The organism is Stenotrophomonas sp. Marseille-Q5258 (assembly GCF_946900935.1).
GTDB classification, from domain to species: domain Bacteria; phylum Pseudomonadota; class Gammaproteobacteria; order Xanthomonadales; family Xanthomonadaceae; genus Stenotrophomonas; species Stenotrophomonas nematodicola.
Genome location: NZ_CAMPPN010000026.1, coordinates 41,688 through 63,281, shown reverse-complemented (window position 1 = coordinate 63,281; position 21,594 = coordinate 41,688). Strand labels below are relative to the sequence as shown.

Annotated in this window: 16 protein-coding genes; 14 read left to right on the top strand and 2 right to left on the bottom strand. The window is 64.6% G+C overall.

The genetic code is table 11. The features are described from left to right. The 11 genes from OC534_RS16335 to cydB form a co-directional block, all read left to right on the top strand. Window positions 1-530: DUF2345 domain-containing protein (locus OC534_RS16335; protein ID WP_262072190.1), on the top strand; the 530-nt coding region annotated here is incomplete at its 5' end. Next, complete coding sequence (locus OC534_RS16330; RefSeq protein WP_262072189.1) at window positions 520-1,449, top strand: hypothetical protein; 930 nt, start codon at window positions 520-522, stop codon at window positions 1,447-1,449. The genes OC534_RS16335 and OC534_RS16330, both read left to right, overlap by 11 nt. Then, complete coding sequence (locus OC534_RS16325) at window positions 1,446-4,373, top strand: T6SS effector BTH_I2691 family protein (RefSeq protein ID WP_262072188.1); 2,928 nt, start codon at window positions 1,446-1,448, stop codon at window positions 4,371-4,373. The genes OC534_RS16330 and OC534_RS16325 overlap by 4 nt, the downstream gene beginning before the upstream one ends. Further along, entirely contained in the window at window positions 4,366-5,100 is a 735-nt protein-coding gene (locus tag OC534_RS16320) for a putative type VI secretion system effector (protein WP_262072187.1), read from the top strand. Before OC534_RS16325 ends, OC534_RS16320 begins: the two co-directional genes overlap by 8 nt. Next, window positions 5,060-6,388, top strand: coding sequence for a hypothetical protein (locus OC534_RS16315; protein ID WP_262072186.1), 1,329 nt, complete (start codon window positions 5,060-5,062; stop codon window positions 6,386-6,388). Before OC534_RS16320 ends, OC534_RS16315 begins: the two co-directional genes overlap by 41 nt. A 5-nt stretch (window positions 6,389-6,393) precedes the next feature. After that, complete coding sequence (locus OC534_RS16310; RefSeq protein WP_262072185.1) at window positions 6,394-7,476, top strand: hypothetical protein; 1,083 nt, start codon at window positions 6,394-6,396, stop codon at window positions 7,474-7,476. Then, complete coding sequence (locus OC534_RS16305; protein WP_262072184.1) at window positions 7,469-8,203, top strand: putative type VI secretion system effector; 735 nt, start codon at window positions 7,469-7,471, stop codon at window positions 8,201-8,203. Before OC534_RS16310 ends, OC534_RS16305 begins: the two co-directional genes overlap by 8 nt. After that, complete coding sequence (locus OC534_RS16300; RefSeq protein WP_262072183.1) at window positions 8,163-9,491, top strand: hypothetical protein; 1,329 nt, start codon at window positions 8,163-8,165, stop codon at window positions 9,489-9,491. Before OC534_RS16305 ends, OC534_RS16300 begins: the two co-directional genes overlap by 41 nt. Window positions 9,492-9,505: 14 nt before the next feature. Next, window positions 9,506-10,558, top strand: a complete 1,053-nt coding sequence (locus OC534_RS16295) for a hypothetical protein (RefSeq protein WP_262072182.1) — start codon at window positions 9,506-9,508, stop codon at window positions 10,556-10,558. Between the two features lie 129 nt (window positions 10,559-10,687). After that, a complete protein-coding gene (locus tag OC534_RS16290; RefSeq protein ID WP_153165107.1) occupies window positions 10,688-12,085 on the top strand; it encodes a cytochrome ubiquinol oxidase subunit I in 1,398 nt (465 codons plus the stop codon). A gap of 1 nt (window position 12,086) precedes the next feature. After that, entirely contained in the window at window positions 12,087-13,100 is a 1,014-nt protein-coding gene (cydB, locus tag OC534_RS16285; RefSeq protein ID WP_262072181.1) for a cytochrome d ubiquinol oxidase subunit II, read from the top strand. A 27-nt stretch (window positions 13,101-13,127) separates the two neighbouring features. Here the strand turns inward: cydB and OC534_RS16280 are convergent, their stop codons facing one another. Then, complete coding sequence (locus tag OC534_RS16280; RefSeq protein ID WP_262072180.1) at window positions 13,128-14,150, bottom strand: pteridine-dependent deoxygenase; 1,023 nt, start codon at window positions 14,148-14,150, stop codon at window positions 13,128-13,130. A gap of 242 nt (window positions 14,151-14,392) precedes the next feature. Here OC534_RS16280 and OC534_RS16275 point away from each other — a divergent pair, with 242 nt between their 5' ends. Together OC534_RS16275 and OC534_RS16270 are read left to right on the top strand one after the other, a co-directional pair. Beyond that, window positions 14,393-14,665 carry a YcgL domain-containing protein gene (locus tag OC534_RS16275; RefSeq protein WP_136006085.1) on the top strand — a complete coding sequence of 91 codons (273 nt, stop codon included), beginning with the start codon at window positions 14,393-14,395 and terminating at the stop codon, window positions 14,663-14,665. Next, complete coding sequence (locus OC534_RS16270) at window positions 14,662-18,000, top strand: ankyrin repeat domain-containing protein (RefSeq protein WP_136006083.1); 3,339 nt, start codon at window positions 14,662-14,664, stop codon at window positions 17,998-18,000. Before OC534_RS16275 ends, OC534_RS16270 begins: the two co-directional genes overlap by 4 nt. A 15-nt stretch (window positions 18,001-18,015) precedes the next feature. Here OC534_RS16270 and OC534_RS16265 read toward each other — a convergent pair whose 3' ends face one another. Then, window positions 18,016-19,818: a monovalent cation:proton antiporter-2 (CPA2) family protein gene (locus tag OC534_RS16265; RefSeq protein WP_262072179.1), complete on the bottom strand. Its 1,803-nt coding sequence runs from the start codon at window positions 19,816-19,818 to the stop codon at window positions 18,016-18,018. 370 nt (window positions 19,819-20,188) lie between these two features. Here OC534_RS16265 and mgtE point away from each other — a divergent pair, with 370 nt between their 5' ends. Next, window positions 20,189-21,559 carry a magnesium transporter gene (mgtE, locus tag OC534_RS16260; protein WP_017354769.1) on the top strand — a complete coding sequence of 457 codons (1,371 nt, stop codon included), beginning with the start codon at window positions 20,189-20,191 and terminating at the stop codon, window positions 21,557-21,559. Window positions 21,560-21,594: the final 35 nt, after the last annotated feature.

The following is a 21,594-nucleotide window of genomic DNA, read 5'->3' as shown; positions in this document are numbered from 1 at the left end:
TGATGAGCCTGACGCCGGCCGACCAGGTGTGGGTCAGCGGCACGCAGACCACGCTGGCCTCAGGCGTGGCGCTGAACTGGCTGAGCCAGGGCTCGCTCACCCTGGCGGTGTCCGGCGGGCTGGTGCTCTACACCGCCGGCAACGAGGCCAAGGCGGACAGCCCCAATACCGAACGCGGCATCGCGCTGCACGCCGCGCAGGGCAAGGTCAGCGCACGCGCGCACAAGAACGTGGCGCAGCTGGCGGCCAAGACCGCGGTCAAGATCGCCAGTACCGAAGCGGACGTGCGGGTGTCGGCACCGGCCAAGCACGTGCTGGCCACTGCCGCCGGTGCGTACCTGCGCATCGAGGGCGACAACATCGAACTGGGCGCGCCGGGAACGGTGGAGTTGAAAGGGGTGCTGCGGGAGTGGACGGATCCGCAGCTGATGTCTGACACGGCCGCGTTGAAGAGCGCGACGCACAAAGGATGCGAGCCGCACCTGATGTCTGCGCAATCACGCTATGAGGGTACGGCCGATGTTGGATAACGCACTCTGCGAGCAGCTGGTCGCTCTCAATGATCGTGCTGGGGGAAACTGCTATCTGTTGATGCAGAACGGACACCAGGAAACAGAGGCGGACACGCGCTTCAATGACCTCGCAGAACAAATCCAGATCTGCTCGATGCCCGTACGGCATCCCGCGCTACCGCCAGGGTTCTCGCCCTACCTGCTCCGCATACGCATGAATGAAGGTATGCCGGCAACGCTGTCTTCCCTGGCAGTTTCAATGGCCCTTGCAGACAAGGCGACGAGCGCACTCAGGCGGGGTGTCGTACAACGCACCTGCGCGTGGATATGGACGTCGGCAACGGCCGAGCAACTCTCAGACAACATCGCAGAACGCCTGATATCTCCGTGTGCATCCGCGTACGCCGGGAGACGATGGCTCCGCTACTACGATCCCATGGTCACGGATCTGTTCCTGCAGGCGTGCACGCCGGCTAACCGGGCACATTACTTCGATTGCATCACCCACTGGGCCTTCATCGACAGATGGAAGCGATTGTCGGTGCATACACCAGACGCTGAAGCGCCCGTCGGTTGTCGAAACGTCAACTGGAGCTGCATCCGTTGCATCGGCGCAGTGAACCAGGCATGGATTCGAGCACGCTTGGACGCCATCGATGTTCTACCTGAAGCGTTCGACCTGGCGCTCGACGCGGTCGCCACTGCGCATCGGCAGGGCATGACAGAACAGGCGGATCTCGACTTGTTCGCATGGCAGAGCTTTTACTTGGGGCCACGATTCCACGCACACGACGTTGTGCGGGCGCTGCTCAGCGCTGTGGCGGCGGGCAAGCGCTATGACGAGATGGTCTATCAGATTGACGAGTCGACCTGGCAACGAGTTGCCCTCGAGGCAGGGCTGCATGGCCCCAAGTCAACCGGCTGGGGTGAACGATGAGCAGTCAGCAAGGTTCTCACGGGGAGAGCGCCAGCCCAGAAGTGTCTGATCTCCCCGCAGTCAAAGCCGTCCTGCCTGCCGAAGACGACCTGAAAGATGCATGCGATATATGCCGCAGCACCGGCCTGGCCATCCTTCCCGTTCGCTACACCGTCGTTCCCGATGCGTGTCCCGACGCGGGCCTGGGCATCCTGCGCGGCGGCCGTGCCTGCGCCGAGGCGATTGCGGCGTCAGGCTACAAGTATGCCCTCAGAACATTGCGACAAGGCATGCTCTACCTGTTCTATGAGCAGGGTGGGCCCTACGGCCCGAGGCATTGGGAGGCCTACTCGGTAGCCGAGAACGGAACGCTCTGGCGCCAGCCGTCCGCATTCACTGCCCGCGCCGTGGAAGGCGCCGGCCTGCCGGCCTGCAGCCGAAACGCGCACGACCCCATGCGTACCGAGTTCATCACCATCCAGCGCCCCCATCTGTGTGGCACGGTCTGGCTTGCATTCTCCCAGCACGTATGGACCCCTGCCACGCTGGATCGATATGCAACGGACGAGAAGCTGCGGGCAGAGCGGATGCAGCCGATCACGCCGGCAACGTGGATTCAATCACCTGCGTCGACCGCGGACTACGCCCCCATCAATGACGCATCGCTTCTGTCGAGCATCATGGAGTACAGGCAAACGAAGGACCCGGCGAAAGAGCCCGCCGAGCTTCCACACTTTGCCGCTCCCCGCGCGATCAGTCGATCCGACGGGACATTCTTCGGGGAGGTGTTGAGGGCCAACGCAACCCGCTATCCGTGGTCGCGACGCACCCGTTGGCATGACGCCAATGCGGCCGAACCCCTTCAGGATCGGTACCAGCTGCTTTGTACGCATAGCAGCAATGGTCGCGTCGGGGAGAGCCGGAAGAACTACGCCCCTATGCTGATTGGTCTGTGGGATGCCGTTGGCGTCGTCCACGAGCTCAACGGCTACTGCCACGACGTCATTGGAAACATCGAGCGCTACAAGCAGGAAAGAGCATTGGAGTTGAACGCCGTGGGCCATATCGAGCAGATATGCAGCCTACTGGAGCTCAATGGCGCCGTACTTTCTGACAACTACGCCAAGGCAAGCCTCGCTGAACTTGAGAGGCTATATGAAGAGAGGCGATCGAGACCGCGATACACGACGGGTGGTAGGAAAGTGGAGCCCGCCCTCTCTGAAGAGGACAAGAAGCAGTTCACCGACCATCTCTCCCGAGCGCTGCTCCCACTGTATCAACAGGAGGCGCGGGACAAATGGAACAAGAAGTACTGGCCTCTTATAGATGAGCCTTCCTTCAGGGCGTTCAAGGGCAACGTCGAGGTATTCATGGACGCTGCGCTGTCCTGCCTGGAGCCCAGAACAAGGGCGCTTGGATCGTGGTTGCGTAACGAGCTCTTCCTGGTCACGCTTGAGGACTTTGATGGAACGTCCCCGGGCTGTGGTCTGAGGTTCGAGGAGGTTGTGACCAATGCCATCGAGGGGCTTGGCATCAGCAGAGAAGGTCGCAGGATTCTGACCCTGCTGTCAGCGAACACACACGTTACCCGACGAGAGTGCCTCCTATGGCGTGTCATCGCCCAAAACCAGGACGATGCGCGACAAGAACTTGAGCAGACCCTCGCGGAGGCCAACGCACATCGTGATCTCGCTCTCAACGCATCGGGCGCCGCCTGGTTGACATTCGTGTCCGCAACTTCACACCTCAAGAAGTACCTGGACTACTACCGAAAGTTCGAGGCGGCGCAGAAGGAGGCGGTGCCGACGACGGCGGCAGACAGGATCCTTCGGGACAGCGGTGTAGATCGCTTCGTCACCACAGCAGGTGCCTTCATGCTGAACTGTTTCCCCTTGAAGGGTATCCAGGACAAAGCAGGCAATGCAATGGTCCGCTTTGTCTTCTACACCCGGGCGTTGATGAGTGCCGAAGAGGCCTCGGATCTGATCTCCAAGGAGGCCGGTGCCGGCGTCGAGGTCAAGCGGTACTTCCTCGATCGGGTGAACCATTATCGCTCCCGGAAGATCACGCAAGGCACGCCCATGATGTTTGCGCTCCGCGATGTGGAGCGACATCACGGAACGAGGTTGATGCAACAGCGTTGGAAGACAGCGGCCGACAGCAGCCGGAACGTTGTCCGTCTCAACTCCCTGACGGGCGTTCTGGAGTTGGTGAACTTCATCAACCTCTCGCTGAAGGCTGATAAGAGAGCGCGGGACTATGCCACTTTGCTGGCGTCAGGCATGTCGCTCATTGCCGTGTACACCAGTATTTCTGAAGGTGTCAGCAAGGAGTTTTATGGCAGTGCGAGCCGGAGTGTTGGGCGGATGAAAGTTGTCGGTGGACTCGCAGGCGGGGCTGGCAGCTTCATCGGGGCAGTCTATGACATGGGTGAAGTCTCCAAGGCTTCCAAAGATCAGCGATATGGAGCGACGGCTTCGCTTTTCATAAAGGCTCTTGCGGGTGGCTCAATTGGCAGTGCTCAGTTTCTGACTGCGCTCGCCTACTCATCGCCTGTGATCAAACGCGTCGTCGGAAGCAGCGCTGTGACGATCGCTTTAGACGGGATCAAGGCAGGTTTGACTGCGGCTACTTCGAAGGGCGCTGAATCTGCTCTCGCGTCGCAGTCGATGAAGCGAATCGGCGTATGGATACTGAGATTGGGTGGCTGGAAGGCGGCATTAGCGATGGCCGCCATTGAAGGAACTGTGTGGGCACTTAGTCCGAACGATCTCGAACTATGGTGTGAAGAAAATGCGTTTGGGAAGGTTAAAGAGGGATGGCTATTCGGGATCGGCGAGAGTGGTCCGAAGTTCAGATCGGTAAAAGAACAGGAGGAGACATTCATGGCTGCAATGGGAAGCGTTTCCACCAGGTCCAGTGAGGCAAGTACTGCTGATGCATAAGACAAATCTGGGTTCATTGGAAGTTATCCATGGAAAGGCCAGCAATGCGACGGTTGAGGGCGTACTTGTAAACACGCTCGGCCGCACAGGTGACCGCGAAGGCATGGCCGCTACGGGCGTCATTGCCGCCGCTATGGGATTGAGCGGCGCGGCTGCCCACATGGCGGCGTCCTCAATGGAAGAGATGGAAGAGCCGGTGGCCAAGGTGAGTTTCGAGCTTTCAGGTCAGCCAGTTGAGGGGTTGCTATGGAGATGGCCGTTCAAGGAAGGCGATCAGCTCACGGTCGTTGGCAATCATGTTGCTGGGGGCGGCTTCGTCGCACTTGCGGTAGTGAACGAGGCGGATCGAATCATCACTCTCTATCCTCATGTGAGTGCAGGGCGTCATGCGCACTGGTGGCGGGTGTTTCGATACTCGTTTTCTGTCAGCGTACTGGCGATCTTCGTCGCCCTTGCCTTCATCTGCATCACGTTATTGCCCATGGGTGATAGTGAGGCAAAGCAACTCCGCGTTATTGCGCTGGGATCGCTGACGGGCTTCGGATTTTTCGGTTGGATTGGCTACAGTCTGGGACGGCGCTTCACGCCCTACACGAGAATGGCCGAGGCAGTGTTCACGGCGATTGGCTGGAGCGATGTCAAATGGGTCAATCTCAGGGCAGACGTCAAGAAGCTAAGAAAGCCTGGTGACCCTCCTGCGCTTGGCGACAGCTATTTCAGGTACTGATCATCCCCGAGCAGTGTCACTGGAGATCGCAGTGGTCAACCCTGCAACCCAGGGAATCGAAGAAGGGAACCTGGCGTGGCGCGTCTACGCGCTGAACCACCTGCCCTTGGCCCAGGAACTGGTCGGTGCGCTGGACGCCGCGCAGACCGATGCGTCGGCGACGGATGTCTGGGGCATCGCGGCGACGGGGAATGAGGCGGTCATCCGGGTGCTGGACATGTTCGACAAGGCCAACGCTGCCCTGCGTGCCTGCGAAAATGCCGGACAGGTTGCGTGGTTCAAACGCAGCCTGCTCGGCACGGTGATGAGCTGGTACGCCCAATGGGGGCGTGTGCTGTACAAGACATCACTGCCTGCGGCGGCCGACAAGTTCCAGATGAATCTCATGACCCGCGCCCTGCAGCTGCGGATGGGAGACTACGCCCGGAACTACCCGGTTGCGGAGTTCCATGCCCGCTCGGCGGACACCGTCAAAACGTCCTACTGGCGTGGGCAGTTCAGCCGCTTTGTCCGTGTGGGCCTTGATCGTGAGATGGCCAAGGGGCGCGAAGGTGGCGTGTATCAAGGACGGGCGCTGATGCTCGCCACGCTCTTCGAGTCTCTCAATCTCATGATCAAAGGGCGCAACCTGCTCGGCGACGCCCCAACAGCACGCCAGGGCGCGGAGCTCATCGCCTCTGGATTGACCCTGAGTGGGGGCGTGCTGGCAATCCTTGAAGAAGGGTCTACCTGGATCAAAGGGAACTTCAAGGCGGGATCCCAAGTCGCTTCGTATAGCGGGGTATGGGGCGGGCGGTTGGGCCTTTATGGGGGTTTTCTGGTTGGTATCGCCGGTGTGATCAGCGCAGTGCTGGACGTGAGCGCGATGGCTGAGAGCTCTCGACGCAGAAGGCGGTGGCTGGCCACTGCGTACGGAGCCAGAGCCTTCGTTGCAGGGGCAGTTGTAGGGATTGGCGCAACCATCAGTTTCGCTGGCTCAGCTCCATTCATACGCACCCTCTACAAGCGAACAGGCAGCAACTTCATTCGAGGACTGATCAGGGGCACGGGTGGATTGGCGGCATCTCTGTTGGCAAACAAAGATCTAATGGTGATGCTCCGAGTTTGGGGTGCTCGGTTAGGTTGGGCTGGTGTAGCTGCCACGGTCATGATCACTCTCCTGAGTCCGGATGAGTTTGAACAATGGTGTGAGAAAAGCATCTTTCGGAAGGACGCTTCATCAAAGGGGTACCGAGATCGGGAAGAAGAGCTGGTCGCAATCGTGCAACTTCTGAATCGAGGTGACTGAGTCATATGTATCTGTTGGAGATGCTGTTCTGGAAAGCAAAAACAAGCGCCCCTCGGGCTACGGAAGAACTCGATAGCTCTCCCATCCAGCAGGCGTGCATTGGTGTGGAGAGCAGAATTCAACGTGAACCAGCTGACGAGTACGCGATATTCTCAGTATCTGATCGGCTCATGGATGTGCAGGGCGCTTGGCAGGAAGATAGAAGGGGGGTAGTTACCTGTCTTTTTCTAGGGGTCATGTACGTTCTACAGGCGCAGCTCCTTTTCGAAGTGGTCAAGCCTGGCATGGAAGTCATGGTGTTGGGCGTTGACGAGACTGGAGAACGGATTGCATGGCACGACCATGTGGCAATCCTGTTGCATGTCTTAATGTGGGCGGGCGCGAATTTTGCTCTATTCAAGTATTGTCTCCGTTGGATCAGACTTGAAGTTTTCACGCAACAGCGCATCATCGCTCGCTTCAACCGTGTCACCCGGCAAGTGCACATCAATAGGCCATCCTACGCAGGTGGGATTATCACTCTCCCGTGGGATGCTACGGTCATGGAGATGACAGGCGGCGATCCAGGCTCTCGTACAGGAGATGGAACGCTGGTCATGGGATGGCAAGGCGATCGCACCGGTGCCGGGTTCGATGAGGTGTGCATGCTCGGCGGCCTCCTTCAGGATAAAGGCAGCGCCGAAGCCCTCGGTGAATACATCCGCCGCTACATGGAAGAAGGCCCCGATGCCGTGCCGCAGCCCAAACGCTTGCGTGCAACGTTTCCCTGGCCTTGGGATTCTGTGCGTTCCACCTTGAGCTTCCTGCTCCCGTCCTGGCGTACCGGCGACAAGGGTCTCGTGCTGACCTTCGCGCTGCTTCTGTCTCCTCTGCTGCTGCTGCACAGCCTCTGCCACTGGATTTCATTGCTGTTGTGCTGGCCCACCCGGTGGCCACGCATCATCCGCCGCGCCGGCCTGCCCGGGGCGCCACTCCCTGCACTCACCGTGGCCGAAGACTACGGACCGGAGATTGCGCAGAAGTTGCGGGCGTCGGTAATGAAGCTGGTCAAGCCATCCTCGGCAGCCGATTGTGTATCTGATGCATAAGACAAATCTGGGTTCATTGGAAGTTATCCATGGAAAGGCCAGCAATGCGACGGTTGAGGGCGTACTTGTAAACACGCTCGGCCGCACAGGTGACCGCGAAGGCATGGCCGCTACGGGCGTCATTGCCGCCGCCATGGGATTGAGCGGCGCGGCTGCCCACATGGCGGCGTCCTCAATGGAAGAGATGGAAGAGCCGGTGGCCAAGGTGAGTTTCGAGCTTTCAGGTCAGCCGGTTGAAGGGTTGCTATGGAGATGGCCATTCAAGGAGGGTGATCAGCTCACAGCCATTGGCAATCGTGTTCCCGGCGGGGGCTTCGTCGCACTTGCGGTAATGAACGAGGCGGAGCGAATAATAGCCCTCTACCCACACGTGAGCGCAGGAAGCCACGCGCATTGGTGGAGAGTGTTGCGGTACTCGCTAGCCATCGGCATCCCGGGGATCGTCCTCACGCTGGCACTTGTTTGCATCGGACTCGCATCGACGGGCGAGAACGTCTTAAATGAACTTCCTATGTTGTTGCTGATATCGCTCCCGAGTATCGGAATATGCCTTGGGATTGGCTACAGTCTGGGACGGCGCTTCACGCCCTACACAAGGATGGCCGAGGCCGTGTTCACGGCGATTGGCTGGAGCGATGTCAAATGGGTCAATCTCAGGGCAGACGTCAAGAAGCTAAGAAAGCCTGGTGACCCTCCTGCGCTTGGCGACAGCTATTTCAGGTACTGATCATCCCCGAGCAGTGTCACTGGAGATCGTAGTGGTCAACTCTGCAACCCAGGGAATCGAAGAAGGGAACCTGGCGTGGCGGGTCTACGCCCTGAACCACCTGCCCTTGGCCCAAGAGCTGGTCGGTGCGCTGGACGCCGCGCAGACCGATGCGTCGGCGACGGACGTATGGGGCATCGCGGCGACGGGGAATGAGGCGGTCATCCGGGTGCTGGACATGTTCGACAAGGCGAACGCTGCCCTGCGTGCCTGTGAGAACGCCGGACAGGTCGCGTGGTTCAAGCGCAGCCTGCTCGGCACGGTGATGAGCTGGTACGCCCAATGGGGACGCGTGCTCTACAAGACATCACTGCCTGCAGCAGCGGACAAGGTCCAGATGAATCTCATGATCCGGGCCCTGCAACTGCGGATGGGAGACTACGCCCGGAACTACCCGGTTGCGGAGTTCCACGCCCGCTCGGTGGACTCCGTCACCACGTCCTACTGGCGGGGGCAGTTCAGCCGCTACGTCCGAGAAGGCCTTGAGCGTGAGATGGCCAAGGGGCGTGAGGGTGGCGTGTATCAAGGGCGGGCGCTGATGCTCGCCACGCTCTTCGAGTCTCTCAATCTCATGATCAAAGGGCGCAACCTGCTCGGCGACGTCCCTACCGCACGCCAGGGCGCAGAGCTCATCGCCTCGGGATTGACCCTGAGTGGAGGCGTGTTGGTGATCCTGGAAGAAGGATTCACTTGGATCAAAGGCAACTTCAAACCGGCATCCCAAGTCGCTGCGTACAGCGAAGTGTGGGGTGGCCGGCTGGGACTTTATGGGGGGTTCTTGGTTGCGACTGCTGGCGTGGTTGGGGCAGTGCTGGATGGAGCTGCAGTTGTGCAGAGCGCGAAGTCTGCTCGCGTTCACCTCGCAATTGCATATGGCGCAAGAGGAGTCATATCTGGGACGGCAGCAGTAGTAGGGGCAACGATTAGCTTTGCTGGATCCGCACCCTTCCTCCGCGCATTGCTAGAAAGGTCGAGAACCAAGTTCTTCCGCACCTTGTTCGATATCTCCAGTCGCCTTGCTGCCACGCTAATCGCCAAGGAAATGGTCATGCTGATGCTTCGTGCATGGGGAGCTCGGCTGAGCTGGGCCGCTGCAGCCGCCAGCGTACTAATCATCGTGATGAGTCCGGATGAGTTTGAAAAATGGAGCGAAAAAAGCATTTTCAGGCTAGACAAGTCTTCAAAGGGTTACCAAGATCGAGCGGACGACCTTGTAGCTCTCGTGCGAATAGCGAAAGGAGGGAGCTGACGAAGATGTATCTCATGGAAATGATTTTCTGGTTGGCAAAGTTGGATGCGAAGGAAGAGGGCCAAATGGCCGCGCGGCCGACTGTGTCCCTCAGCAGCGGTGCAGGCGTCGGGCAACGAATTCAAAGAGAGCCGGGCGACGAGTTCGCAGTATTCACTGTGAATAGACGCTTCATTGACATTCAGGGTGCATGGCAGGAAGACAAGAGAGGCATCGTCACCTTTGTCTTTATCGGCATCATGTTCGTCCTTCAAGGTCAATTTCTAGTTGGAGTAATCGTCCCGGGAGTTCAGCAGATGATCTCTGGGATTGGGTACTTTGGAAGGCCGCTTCCTTCGGATCACTACGTTGGAATACCCATATTCATTCTGATGTGGGCGGTGGCGAACGGCGTCTTCTTCAGGTTCTGCTGGCGCTGGGTGCGATTGGAGCTGTTTGTACAGCGACGGATCATCGTTCGCTTCAACCGCGTCACGCGTCAGGTACACATCAACAGACCTGCCTGCGCGGGTGGAACGGTCACTCTCCCATGGGATGACGCCATCATGGAGATGACGGGCGGCGATCCAGGCTCCCGCACCGGCGATGGAACGCTGATCATGGGGTGGTCAGGGGATCGCACCGGCGCCGGGTTCGACGAGATCTGCATGCTCGGTGGCCTGCTTGACGATCAAGGCAGCGCCGAGGCGCTCGGTGAATACATCCGTCGCTACATGGAGGAAGGCCCCGACGCCGTGCCTCGACCCAAACGCCTGCGTGCCACGTTCCCTTGGCCCTGGGATTCCGTGCGCTCCACCTTGAGCTTCCTGCTCCCCTCTTGGCGTAACGGCGACAAGGGCCTTGTGCTGACCTTGGCCTTGCTCCTGTCCCCGCTGCTGCTGCTGCACAGCCTCTGCCATTGGATCTCGCTGCTGCTGTGCTGGCCCACCTGGTGGCCGCGCATCATTCGCCGCGCGGGCCTGCCCGGAGCGCCGGTCCCAGCCCTTACGGTGGCCGAAGACTACGGACCGGAGATTGCCAGGAAGCTACGGGCATCGGTCATCAAGCTTGCCGACCCCTCACCCTGAACGGGTCACCCATCCTGAACCCGCCTCCACCTGCGACAAAGTGAAGCAGCGCGTCACCGGGTCGCATGTGCCTTTAACGAATACCGGCCCAGAATGGTGCGGATTCCAGAGTGCAGGCGGAGGCGTCAGGTGGACGCGTTGTTGTTGTCGCGGATCCAGTTCGGGTTCGTCATCAGTTTCCATGTGCTGTTCCCGGCCTTCACCATCGGTACGGCCAGTTGGCTGGCGTTCGTGGAATGGCGTTGGCTGCGCACCCGCAACCCGGTGTGGCGCGAGCTGTACTTTTTCTGGCAGAAGATCTTCGCCGTGTCCTTCGGCATGGGCGTGGTCAGCGGCATCGTGATGGCCTTCCAGTTCGGCACGAACTGGCCGCGGCTGAGCGAGGTGGCCGGCAGCGTGATCGGCCCGCTGCTTACCTATGAGGTGCTCACCGCCTTCTTCCTGGAAGCCAGCTTCCTGGGCGTGATGATGTTCGGCTGGGGCCGGGTGTCGCCGCGCCTGCACTTTTTCTCAACCTGCATGGTGGCGCTGGGCACGCTGTTCTCCACGTTCTGGATCCTGTCGTCCAACAGCTGGCTGCAGACGCCGGCCGGGTATGCGCTGATCGACGGGATCGTGCACCCGCAGGACTGGTGGCAGGTGGTGTTCAACCCCTCCTTCCCGTACCGCCTGGCACACATGGCGCTGGGGTCGTTCATCACCACCTGCTTCGTGATTGGCGGGGTGGGGGCGTGGTATTTGCGCAAGGGCACCCACGTGGAGGCCGGCCGCACCATGCTGCTGGCAGCGGTGGCGTTTGCCGCGCTGACCGTGCCGGTGCAGATATTCGTTGGCGACATGCATGGCCTGAATACGCTCAAGCACCAGCCGATGAAGATCGCGGCGATGGAAGCGCACTGGCACGCCGAAGGCGAGGGCAAGGGCGTGCCGCTGGTGGTGTTCGCCCTGCCCAATGAAAAGGCGGAGCGCAACGATTACGAGATCGCCATTCCGCGCCTGGGCAGCCTGATTCTCACCCACTCGATGGACGGCACCTTTGACCCGCTCACCTCGGTGCCGGCCAGCGAGCGTCCGCCGGTGGTGCCGGTGTTCTTCGCGTTCCGGATCATGGTCGGGCTGGGCACGTTGATGCTGGTGCTGGCCTGGGTGTCGGCGTTCCAGTGGTGGCGAGGGCGGTTGCTGCAGTCGCGCTGGTTGATCCGTGGCTGGAACTGGATGCTGCCGAGCGGCTTCATCGCGCTGCTCTCGGGATGGTTTGTGACCGAGATGGGCCGCCAACCCTGGGTGGTGTATGGCGTGCTGCGTACCGCCGACGCGGTCGGGCCGCAGAGCCTGTGGATGACGGCGCTGTCGTTGGGGGTTTATGTGGTGGGCTACGCCTTCGTGTTCGGCTGGGGCATCTGGTATCTGGTCAAGATCATCCGCACCGGGCCCAAGCCGCATGATCCGGCACCTGCGCTGGACGCCGGCAGCCATACCCCGGCACGGCCGCTGTCGGCCGCCGACGAACCGCTGGAGGAGCGCTGACATGGAGATGACAACGTGGCTGCCGGTCGCGTGGTTCGCGGTGATTGGCTTTGGCGTGCTGATGTACGTGGTGCTGGACGGCTTTGTGTTGGGCATCGGCATCCTGGCGCCGATGGCCGAGGACGAGGAACAGCTCGATGTGATGATGAATACTGCCGCACCGATCTGGGACGGCAACGAGACCTGGCTGGTGCTGGGTGGGGCGGGGCTGATGGCCGCCTTCCCCAAGGCCTACGCGGCGATGCTGTCGGCACTGTACCTGCCGGTGCTGCTGCTGGTGGTGGCGCTGGTGTTCCGCGGGGTGGCGTTCGAGTTCCGGTTCAAGGCGCATCGCTCGCGCCGCCTGTGGAGCGTGGCCTTCGGGCTGGGCTCGTTGTTGGCGGCCTTCGCCCAAGGGGTGATCCTTGGCGCCCTGGTGCAGGGCCTGCAGGTGGTGGACGGGCGCTATGTCGGCGGCGCGTTCGGCTGGTTCAGCCCGTTCTCGATGCTGACCGGGGCGGCCGTGGTGTTCGGGTACGCGCTGCTGGGCAGCACCTGGCTGATCCTCAAGACCGAGGGCCGCGAGCAGGCCTTCGCGCGCACGCTGACCCGGCCGCTGGTCGTGGCGGTGATCGTGTTCATGGGGCTGGTCAGTGCGTGGCTGCCGTTCCTGGATTCGCGACTGATGGCGCGCTGGTTCAGCGATAGCAACTTCTGGTGGCTGTCGCCCGTGCCGCTGCTCACGCTGGCCGTGGCGGTGGCGCTGTGGCGCAGCGCGATGCACCCGCGCCGCGACCTGCCGCCGTTCCTGCTGACGCTGGGGCTGTTCGTGCTGGGCTTCATCGGACTGGTGCTGGGCATGTGGCCGTACCTGCTGCCGCCTAGCATGACCTTGTGGCAGGCGGCCGCGCCGGCGTCCTCGCTGGGCTTCAGTCTGGTCGGGCTGGTGGTGCTGCTGCCGGTGATCTTGGGCTACACCGCGTGGTCGTACCGGGTGTTCCGCGGCAAGGTGACCGCAGACGCTGGCTATCACTGACCGGGTGGCCGCGCCGCGCGCGTGGCGCTACCGGTGCAGGCCTTCGATCTCGACCAGCAGTTCGGCCCGGCACACCTCGGCGTGGAGCACCACGAACGCAGGCGCTGCCGGCAGGGCGGCCAGTTGCGCAGCCACCGCGTCCAGGTCGCCGGCATTGCGCACGTAGACCTTCAGCAGCGAGGCGCTGCCCAGCGTCGGCGACAATGCCGGCCGCTGGCCACGTGCGGCATCCACCAGGCTTTGCAGGTTGGTCAGCGTCTCAGCCAGCTGTTCCGCCAGCGCGCCGGTGTGCTGCGAGGCATGCCCGATGATCGCCGCCGTGCCGGATTGCAGCAGCGGCAGGCCGGTCGCCAGCGGCGGCAGCAGGGCCCGCGCGAAGCTCGGCGCCTGTGGCCCGTACTGGCGCGGGTAGCGGAACGCACTGACCTGGCGGGGATTCTCGAGCGGCACACCGGGTTCGCGGGCGGACAGCCAGTACACCTGCAGCCGGCGCACGCCGTCGACGCGGCCGATGCAGGTGGCGGCGGGCAGAGCGGCTTCGTCCAGCGTCTGCAGACCCCGAACGCGGCCCACGCAGAAGCGGCGGTAGCGCTCCTGATCGCCGTCGCCTTCCGTTACGGCGTCGAGGTAGTTCCACGTGCGCAGCAGGTGCGGGTACTCCCCCTGCGCCAGAAAGCCGCTCATCCGCGCGTAGGCCTGCTCGGCAGCAGCAGCGATATCGCCGTCCACTTCGTCGATCTCCAGCACGCCAAACTGCACCGTCCCGTTGCGCGACCAGCGTATCGTCCCGGCGCAGCCGTACTGGACCGGGTCGGCGCTGCGCCAGATCTCGATGCGGGCAGGGCCATGCGCGGCCAGCGGTACCTGCAGCCAGCGGGGGGCGTCCGCCGGCATCGGCGAGGTACCGAAGCCGAACACGACCAGGGTGTGCGGATCGGACAGAGCATCGTCGCGGGCGGCAGCCGGCGCATAGCGTGCATCGAACAGCGCGGGGCCGGGCGGAATGAGCGCGTGCGCCGGCGGGGATGCGTTGTCGAGAGCGCTGCTCATTCCAGAGTGTCAAAGCTGCCAGTGCCAAGACGGGCATGATAGCGTGCGCTCCTTTCACGGCACCGCCGCCCGGCCCAGGCATGGTACGGGGTGCGATCCGGAACTGAACGGGTCCGCGACATTGATGAACCTGAATCTGCCGCGCGCCGGAAAACCGCCGTCGGCGCATCGCCGCAGCTTTCGCCCTTGCGCGGTTTCATCCACAATCATCCCACTCACTCCCAGGGCAAAGCCCCGCGGGCATGCAAGCCTACGTATATAAAAGCCAACGCAAGCAGGACACCTACGTCTACCTCGCCGTCCGCGATGACTTCAGCGCCGTTCCTGACGCACTGAAGGCCACGCTGGCGCCGTTCGCGTTCGTCCTGGAAGTTGCCCTTACTCCCGACCGTCGTCTTGCCCTGGCCGACGCCGCGCAGGTGCGCGCGAATCTGGCCGAGCGCGGCTTCCATCTGCAGATGCCGCCCCCGCCGGTCGCGCCGGTGCGGGTACCGCGCCGCGATGACCCGCGATGACTGACCTTCGGCCCTCCCGCGCCGCTGCCATCGCGATCGCCGTCGGCGGCCTGCTGGCGCTGGCGGCGGTGCTTGGGGGCGTGCCTGGCGCGCTGGCGGCCGCCCTGGCACAGCCGGCGTTCGCCCTCGGCGTGTCCTGGTGGCGCCGCACGCGCGCCGTGCCTGCACTGCCGATACTGGTGCGCCGCGATCTTCCCGCGCTCCTCGCCCTGTGGCTGCCGGGTCCGCTGCTGCTCGCCGCGCTGGTCGCCTGGCCGCTCGCCGCACTGCATGACAGCGGCAGCCTCGGCGCGGTGCTGGGGCTGAGCGTAGCGGTCAGTGCCGCCCTGCTCGGTGTCTGGCGCACCTGGCCGGTGTGGAACGATATCGAACGCTGCGATGGCAGCCTGGCGCGCCACTGGCAGACTTTGGCCAACCGCGACCTCACGGCATGGCGCGGCTTGGGCGTGGCGGCTGTGGTCGTGGCGGTGTGCGCCCTGGTCGTCCTGCCCGCCTGGCCGGGCCTGGTGCCTGACGGCCTGCGCTGGCCGCTGGCCGTGGCCACGCTGCTGCTGTCGCCGCTGGCCCATCTCCTGCTGCAGACCGTGCAGCCCGCCGACGCCCTGTCCGACGCGGTATCGCGCTCGCCGGATGCCCGCACCGATGCCGACCTGCTGGCCGACAGCGCGCAGCCGCCACGTCCGCTGGAACCGCTCGGACAACATGAACGCCTGCCGGCACTGTATGAGGCCGCGCGCAGCGGTCGGGTGGATCGCGCCCTGCAACTGCTGCAGGCCGGCGCGGACCCCCACGGCCTGCCCGATCCGCAATGGCGCGACCAGCGCAGCCTGGCCGTGCTGGCGGCGGTGCTGCCCGACCTGCGCCTGCTGCGCGAACTGATCGCCCGCGGCGTGGACATCAACGCCTCGCCGCGCGGCATGACGCCGCTGCTGGCCGCCACCCGCGACAGCTGGCACGGGCGGCCGGAAGCTGTGATGACCCTGCTGGCCAACGGCGCCGATTCGCGCGCGGCCGACAGCGACGGCAATACCCCCCTTCACCACGCTGCACGCAGTTCCGATCCGGGCGTGGCCGCGCTGCTGCGCGACGCGGCCGCCGAGGTGGATGCGCTCAATCTGGATGGCTGGTCCCCGCTCGCGGTGGCCTGCCAAGTCGGCAACTGGCGGCTGGCGCGCTTCCTGCTGGAGCGTGGTGCCAAGACCGAACCGGCCGACGGCACCCCCGTTCTGCTGGCGGCAGCCGGCACCGAGGAAGACGATCCGGCCGGTGTGCAGCTGCTGCTCAAGCACAAGGCCCGGGCCGACGCGCGTGACCGCCAGCGGCGCAGCGCGCTGCACGAAGCGGCACTGGCCGGCCACGTGGACATCATCGATGTGCTGCTCGCCGCCGGCGCGAACCTGGAAGCGCGCGACGCCCTTGCGCGGACGCCGTGGCTGGAGGCCGCCCGTGGCGGCCGTGCCGCCGTGGTCGAACACCTGCTGCCGCACCATCCCGACCTCAACGCCGTGGACGGCGAAGGCCGCAATGCGGTGCTGCTGGCCTGCATGGCCGACACCGTGTCGCCGCTGCTGGTCCGCCGCCTGCTGGACCTCGGCATTCCGGCCGACGCGGCCGATCCGCAGGGCCGGCGCGCGGTCGACATCGCTGCGGGTGCCGGCCGCTGGGCGATCGTGTCGTTGCTGGATCCGTCCTATCCCCTCCCGGCTGCGGTCAGCGATGGCCTGACCAGCGGCGGCGATGCCGATCCCACCGCGAACGCACTGCCGGACCGCCCCCCGCTGGATCTGCTGCGCGAAGCGCTCGGTTTCGGCAACGTCGAGGGCATGCCGGCGCTGGCGCGCCTGTGCGGTGCCGACGAACTGGGCGCCCTGCTGCACGATGGCGAGCTGGCACTGGACCCGCATGCCGTGGATTGGCTGCTCCAGCACGGCGCCGCCCCGGAGGTGCTCGACGCCTGCGGCGACACCCCCATGTTCGCGCTGCTCGCACGCGGCATCGATGCCGTGCCGGCGTTGCAGGTGCTGCTGCGTCACGGCCTGTCGCCGGCCGGTCGTGGCGGCCTGGCGCGCCTGCTCAGCGCCTGCGCACAGCATGACCATGCGTCGCGCGGGCTGGAGCAGCTCGCGCTGGAACTGCTGGAACGCGGTGCCGATCCCTTCGCCGCGTCACCGGCCGGTGATCCGCCGCTGTCGCTCGCGGTGCGGCTGGGCTGGTTGCGGCTGCAGCAGGCGCTGCTGGCACTGGGCGTGGACCGCGAAGCCCGTGACAGCCACGGCATGACCGCCCTGCACCTGGCGACCGCGCTGGCCCGCGAAGGGTCGATCAAGCTGCTGGTGCAGCAGGGCGCCTCGCCGGAAGCGCGGGCCGCCGACGGCCAGACGCCGCTCGGTGTGGCCTTGTCCATCGGTCGCCGCGATCTGGCCGACTGGCTGGACTGGCGCGTGTGGCCGCTGCCGCGCCGCGCGCTGCGCGATGGTGATCTGCCCGCAGCGGCGATGGCCGGCGATGCCGATGCCGTTCGCCGCCTGATCGACCTGGGCTTCGCCGTGGACGCGGTTGACGCGCAGGGCTGCACCGCGCTGCTGCGCGCGTCCGGCGGTGGCCACCTGGCGGTGGTCGACCTGCTGCTGGCCCGTGGCGCCAATCCGCAGCACGCAGCCGCGAGCGGTGCGACGCCGTTGTCGGCGGCGGTCAGCATGCGTCAGATCGAAATCGTCTCGGCGCTGCTCGATGCCGGGGCCGAACTGGAATACCGCCTGCCGGGCGGAGTGACCGTGCTGATGCTGGCCTCGGCGCTGGGCCTGCCGGATATCGTTGCGCGGCTGCTCACGGCCGGTGCCAACGTGCATGCCGGTGATGCCCAGCAACTCGGGCCGCTGCATTGCGCGGCCCTGTACGGCTTCAGTGCGCGCGACCGTTCGCGCCTGCTTGCGCTGCTGGATACGCTGCTGCTGGCCGGTGCCGAACCGGACCAGGCCGCGGCCGGCTCGGTGACGCCGCTGCTGCTGCTGCTCGGCGCCCGCGCCGAACCGGGTACCGCCTGCGACGAGCAGGTGGTACTGGCTGCCGTCGAGCGCCTGCTCGATGAGGACGTCTCGCTGGACGTGCGCGATCCGCGTGGATTTGGCCCGCTGCACCTGGCCGCGCTGCATGGCCTGCCATTGCTCGTGCAGCGGTTGCTGCGTGCAGGTGCCGATCCGGACGTGCGCGACGCGCTCAACCGCAGCCCGCGCGAAATCGCGGTGATGCGTGGCTTCATCGATGTGGCCGGCGAGTTCGAACCGCTGGTGCCGGGCGTGTCGTCGATGGCCCGCTTCCTGCGCGACAACGGCTGACCCCGACGCGGGCGTTTACCCGCGTCGGTCGTTGTCGGGCGTGCGGTCGCGTCCGGCATCCGCTTCGAACAGGTGCATCAGGTCCGCGCGCGCATCGCGCGAGGTCTGGATGACCGCCGCTTCGTCGTCGTAGACCAGGTACTGGTCGCGCAGCAGTTTCTCGTCGTGCTCGCGGAACCGCTGCACGTGGCTGCGCGCGGTATCGGCCGGAATGCCCAGTGCAATCAGCATGCGCTCGCTCAGCTCCAGGCTGGTGCCGAACACCTCGCGGAACGGTTCGGCGGACATGTCCATCAACCGCCACGCATGCTGGCGGTTGCGTGCGCGCACCAGCACCACGGCATTGGGATACATGCGCCGGATCAGGCGCGTGGCGCGCATGTTCGCGTCCGGATCGTCCAGGGTCACCACGTAGACGCGGATGAACTCGCCGCCGGCCGCGCGCAGCATCTCCGGCCGGGTCGGATCGCCGTAGTAGAGCTTGTTGCCGAACCGGCGCAGGTCCGAGACCGTGTCGGGGTTGGATTCCAGTGCCACGAACGGGATCTTCTGCGCGGTCAGCAGGCGCGCCACCACCTGGCCGAAGCGGCCCATGCCGGCGATCATCACCTGCGGCTGGCTGCCTTCGGTATCCACAGTATCGGCCGGACGCGCGCTCGCCTTGGGGGCATCGTCGCGCCCGAGCAGGCGCAGCAGGACGATCATCAGCAGCGGCGTGATTGCCATCGACAGGCCCACGATCGCGACCAGCCGATCATGGTTGGCGCTGCCCAGCAGGTGCGCGCGCTGCGCTTCGTTGAACACCACGAAGGCGAACTCGCCGCCCAGCCACAGCACACTGCCCAGCAGTACCGCGTGCCGCGTACGCAGCTTGGCAAGCTTGCCGATGATGAGCAGCAGGCCGAACTTCACCACCAGCAGGATGGCCACGCCGGCAGCGATCATCGCCGGTTCGGCGACGATGCGGTCCAGGTCGATACCCATGCCCACGGCGATGAAGAACAGGCCCAGCAGCAGTCCCTTGAACGGTTCGATCTGCGATTCCAGTTCGTGCCGGAACTCCGAGTCGGACAGCAGCACGCCGGCCAGGAAGGCACCCAGGCTGGGGCTCAGCCCGGCTTCCTGCATGAACCACGCCGTGCCCAGCACGACCAGCAGCGCCATCGCGGTGAACACTTCCGGGCTGCGCGTGCGCGCGATGATGTTGAACAGCCGGCGCAGCACCGGACGCCCGCACAGGATCACCACCGCCAGCGCACCGAGCGCCACGGCCACGTCGTTCCACTGCAGGGTGTCGTTGCGCGCGCCGCCGAGCAGCGGAATGGCGGCCAGCAGCGGAATGGCGATGAGGTCCTGGAACAGCAGGATCGCAAAGCCCAGGCGGCCGTAGTCGCTGTTGATCGCTTTGTGCTCGGACAGCAGCTGCAGGCCCACCGCGGTGGACGACAGCGCCAGCGCAATCCCCACGATCAACGCGCTCTTCCAGTGGAAGTGGTCGAGCAGCAGCAGGCCGCCGAGCACCAGCGCGCTCAGCGCAACCTGCAGGGCACCGGCCCCGAACACCGAGCGCCGCATCACCTTCAGCCGCGCCGGGGAGAGCTCCAGGCCGATCACGAACAGCAGCATCACCACGCCGATCTCGGCCGCGCCCAGGATGCGGTCGGCGTCCTGCACGAAGCCCAGCCCGTCCGGGCCGAGCACGACACCGGCGGCGAGGTAGCCGAGCACGGCACCCAGCCCCAGCTTTTTGAACACCGGCACGGCAATCACCGCAGCCAGCAGCAGGACCAGGGCCAGCTCGAGCGCGCCGCTATGCATGGGAGGACCTGCTCATGACATTGATGACCCGCGTGGTTCAGGGGAACTTGCCCCGGTGGATCGAGGCCCCGGTGGATCGAGCCCCGCGGCCGCCGGCCGTGCGGCCATTATGCGACGCGCGCGCGACGGCAACGACAATCCCGCCGCAACGGCCCGCCGGCGCCGGGTTGACCTCGCCGCCGGGGAGGTCCAGACTGCCCGCCGCTGCTGGCGCGTCCGCGCCGTCGGCAGTACACCCATCCGGAGTCCCCAACCCATGTCCAGCGACAGTAGAAGTCGACCTTGCTCGACGCCAGCGATGGCTACCGCCTGACACGGGTCGGTTCGCCAGCGTTGGCGTTGCGCAATGCGACCCCGACAGGCGAATACGATGAACCAGAAAGACCTGCTGCGCCCGGTGGCTGATGCCGCCTCCCTGAGCGCGCCCCTCGATGCCTTCAACACCGCCGATGCGGTGGAATTCCTCAACACTCTGGAGCTGTCGCGCGCCGCCGACACGCTGGCGGCGTTGCCGTTGCCGCGTGCGGTGAAGATGCTTGAACAGCCCGAGCTCAACCGCGGCGGCGATCTGGTCGCCGCGATGCCGGTGGCCCGTGCCGCCGCGCTGCTCGGGCTGATGGCCGACGACCGCGCGACTGACATCGTCCATGAGCTGGACGCCGATGACCGCGCCCGGCTGATCCCGCTGCTGGCACCGGAGGCGCGCCAGTCGATCCAGCAGCTGCTGAGCTACCCCGCGCACACCGCCGGCGCATTGATGACCACCGAGTTCGTCAGCGTGCCCTCGGACTGGACCGTGGGCCGCACCCTGCAGCACATCCGCCAAGTCGAGCGCACCCGCGAGACCGTCTACGCCATCTACGTGCTGGACCCGCAGACCCGCGTCCTGGTGCAGGTGGTGACCATGCGCCGGCTGATCACCGGCCTCCCCGATGAACCCATTCTCGACGTGGCGCAGGTCAATCCCCCAGTGAGCGTGGACGCCATGCTCGACCAGGAGGAAGTGGCACAGCTGATCCGCCGTCACGACCTGCTCGCCATCCCCGTGGTGGATGCGCAGCGCCACGTGCTGGGCATCGTCACCGTGGATGACATTCTGGACGCGCTGATCGAGGAGTCCACCGAAGACGCGCACAAGTTCGGCGGCATGGAAGCGCTGGAAAAGCCGTACATGCAGATCGGCTTCTTCGAAATGCTGCGCAAGCGTGCCGGCTGGCTCAGCGTGCTGTTCCTCGGCGAAATGCTCACCGCCAGCGCGATGCAGCACTACGAAGACGAGCTGGCCCGCGCCGTGGTGCTGACCCTGTTCATTCCACTGATCATGAGCTCCGGCGGCAACTCCGGCTCGCAGGCCACCTCGCTGCTGATCCGCAGCTTGGCCCTGCGCGAACTGCGCCTGCGCGACTGGTGGCGGGTTGCGCTGCGCGAGATCCCCACGGGTGTCACCCTGGGGGCCATCCTTGGCGTGCTGGCCATCATCCGCATTGTGAGCTGGCAGCTGCTGGGCCTGCACGACTACGGCGAGCACTGGGCGCTACTGGCGCTGACCATCGGTGCGGCGCTGGTCGGCATCGTCACCTTCGGCTCGCTGTCCGGCTCGATGCTGCCCTTCATCCTCAAGCGGCTCGGTTTCGACCCGGCCAGCGCATCGGCGCCATTTGTGGCCACGCTGGTCGATGTGACCGGCCTGGTGATCTATTTCAGCATCGCCGCGATGATCCTGAGCGGAACGCTGCTGTAACCGCAGCGACAGGCAGGCGCCGGGCCGCGCCCGGC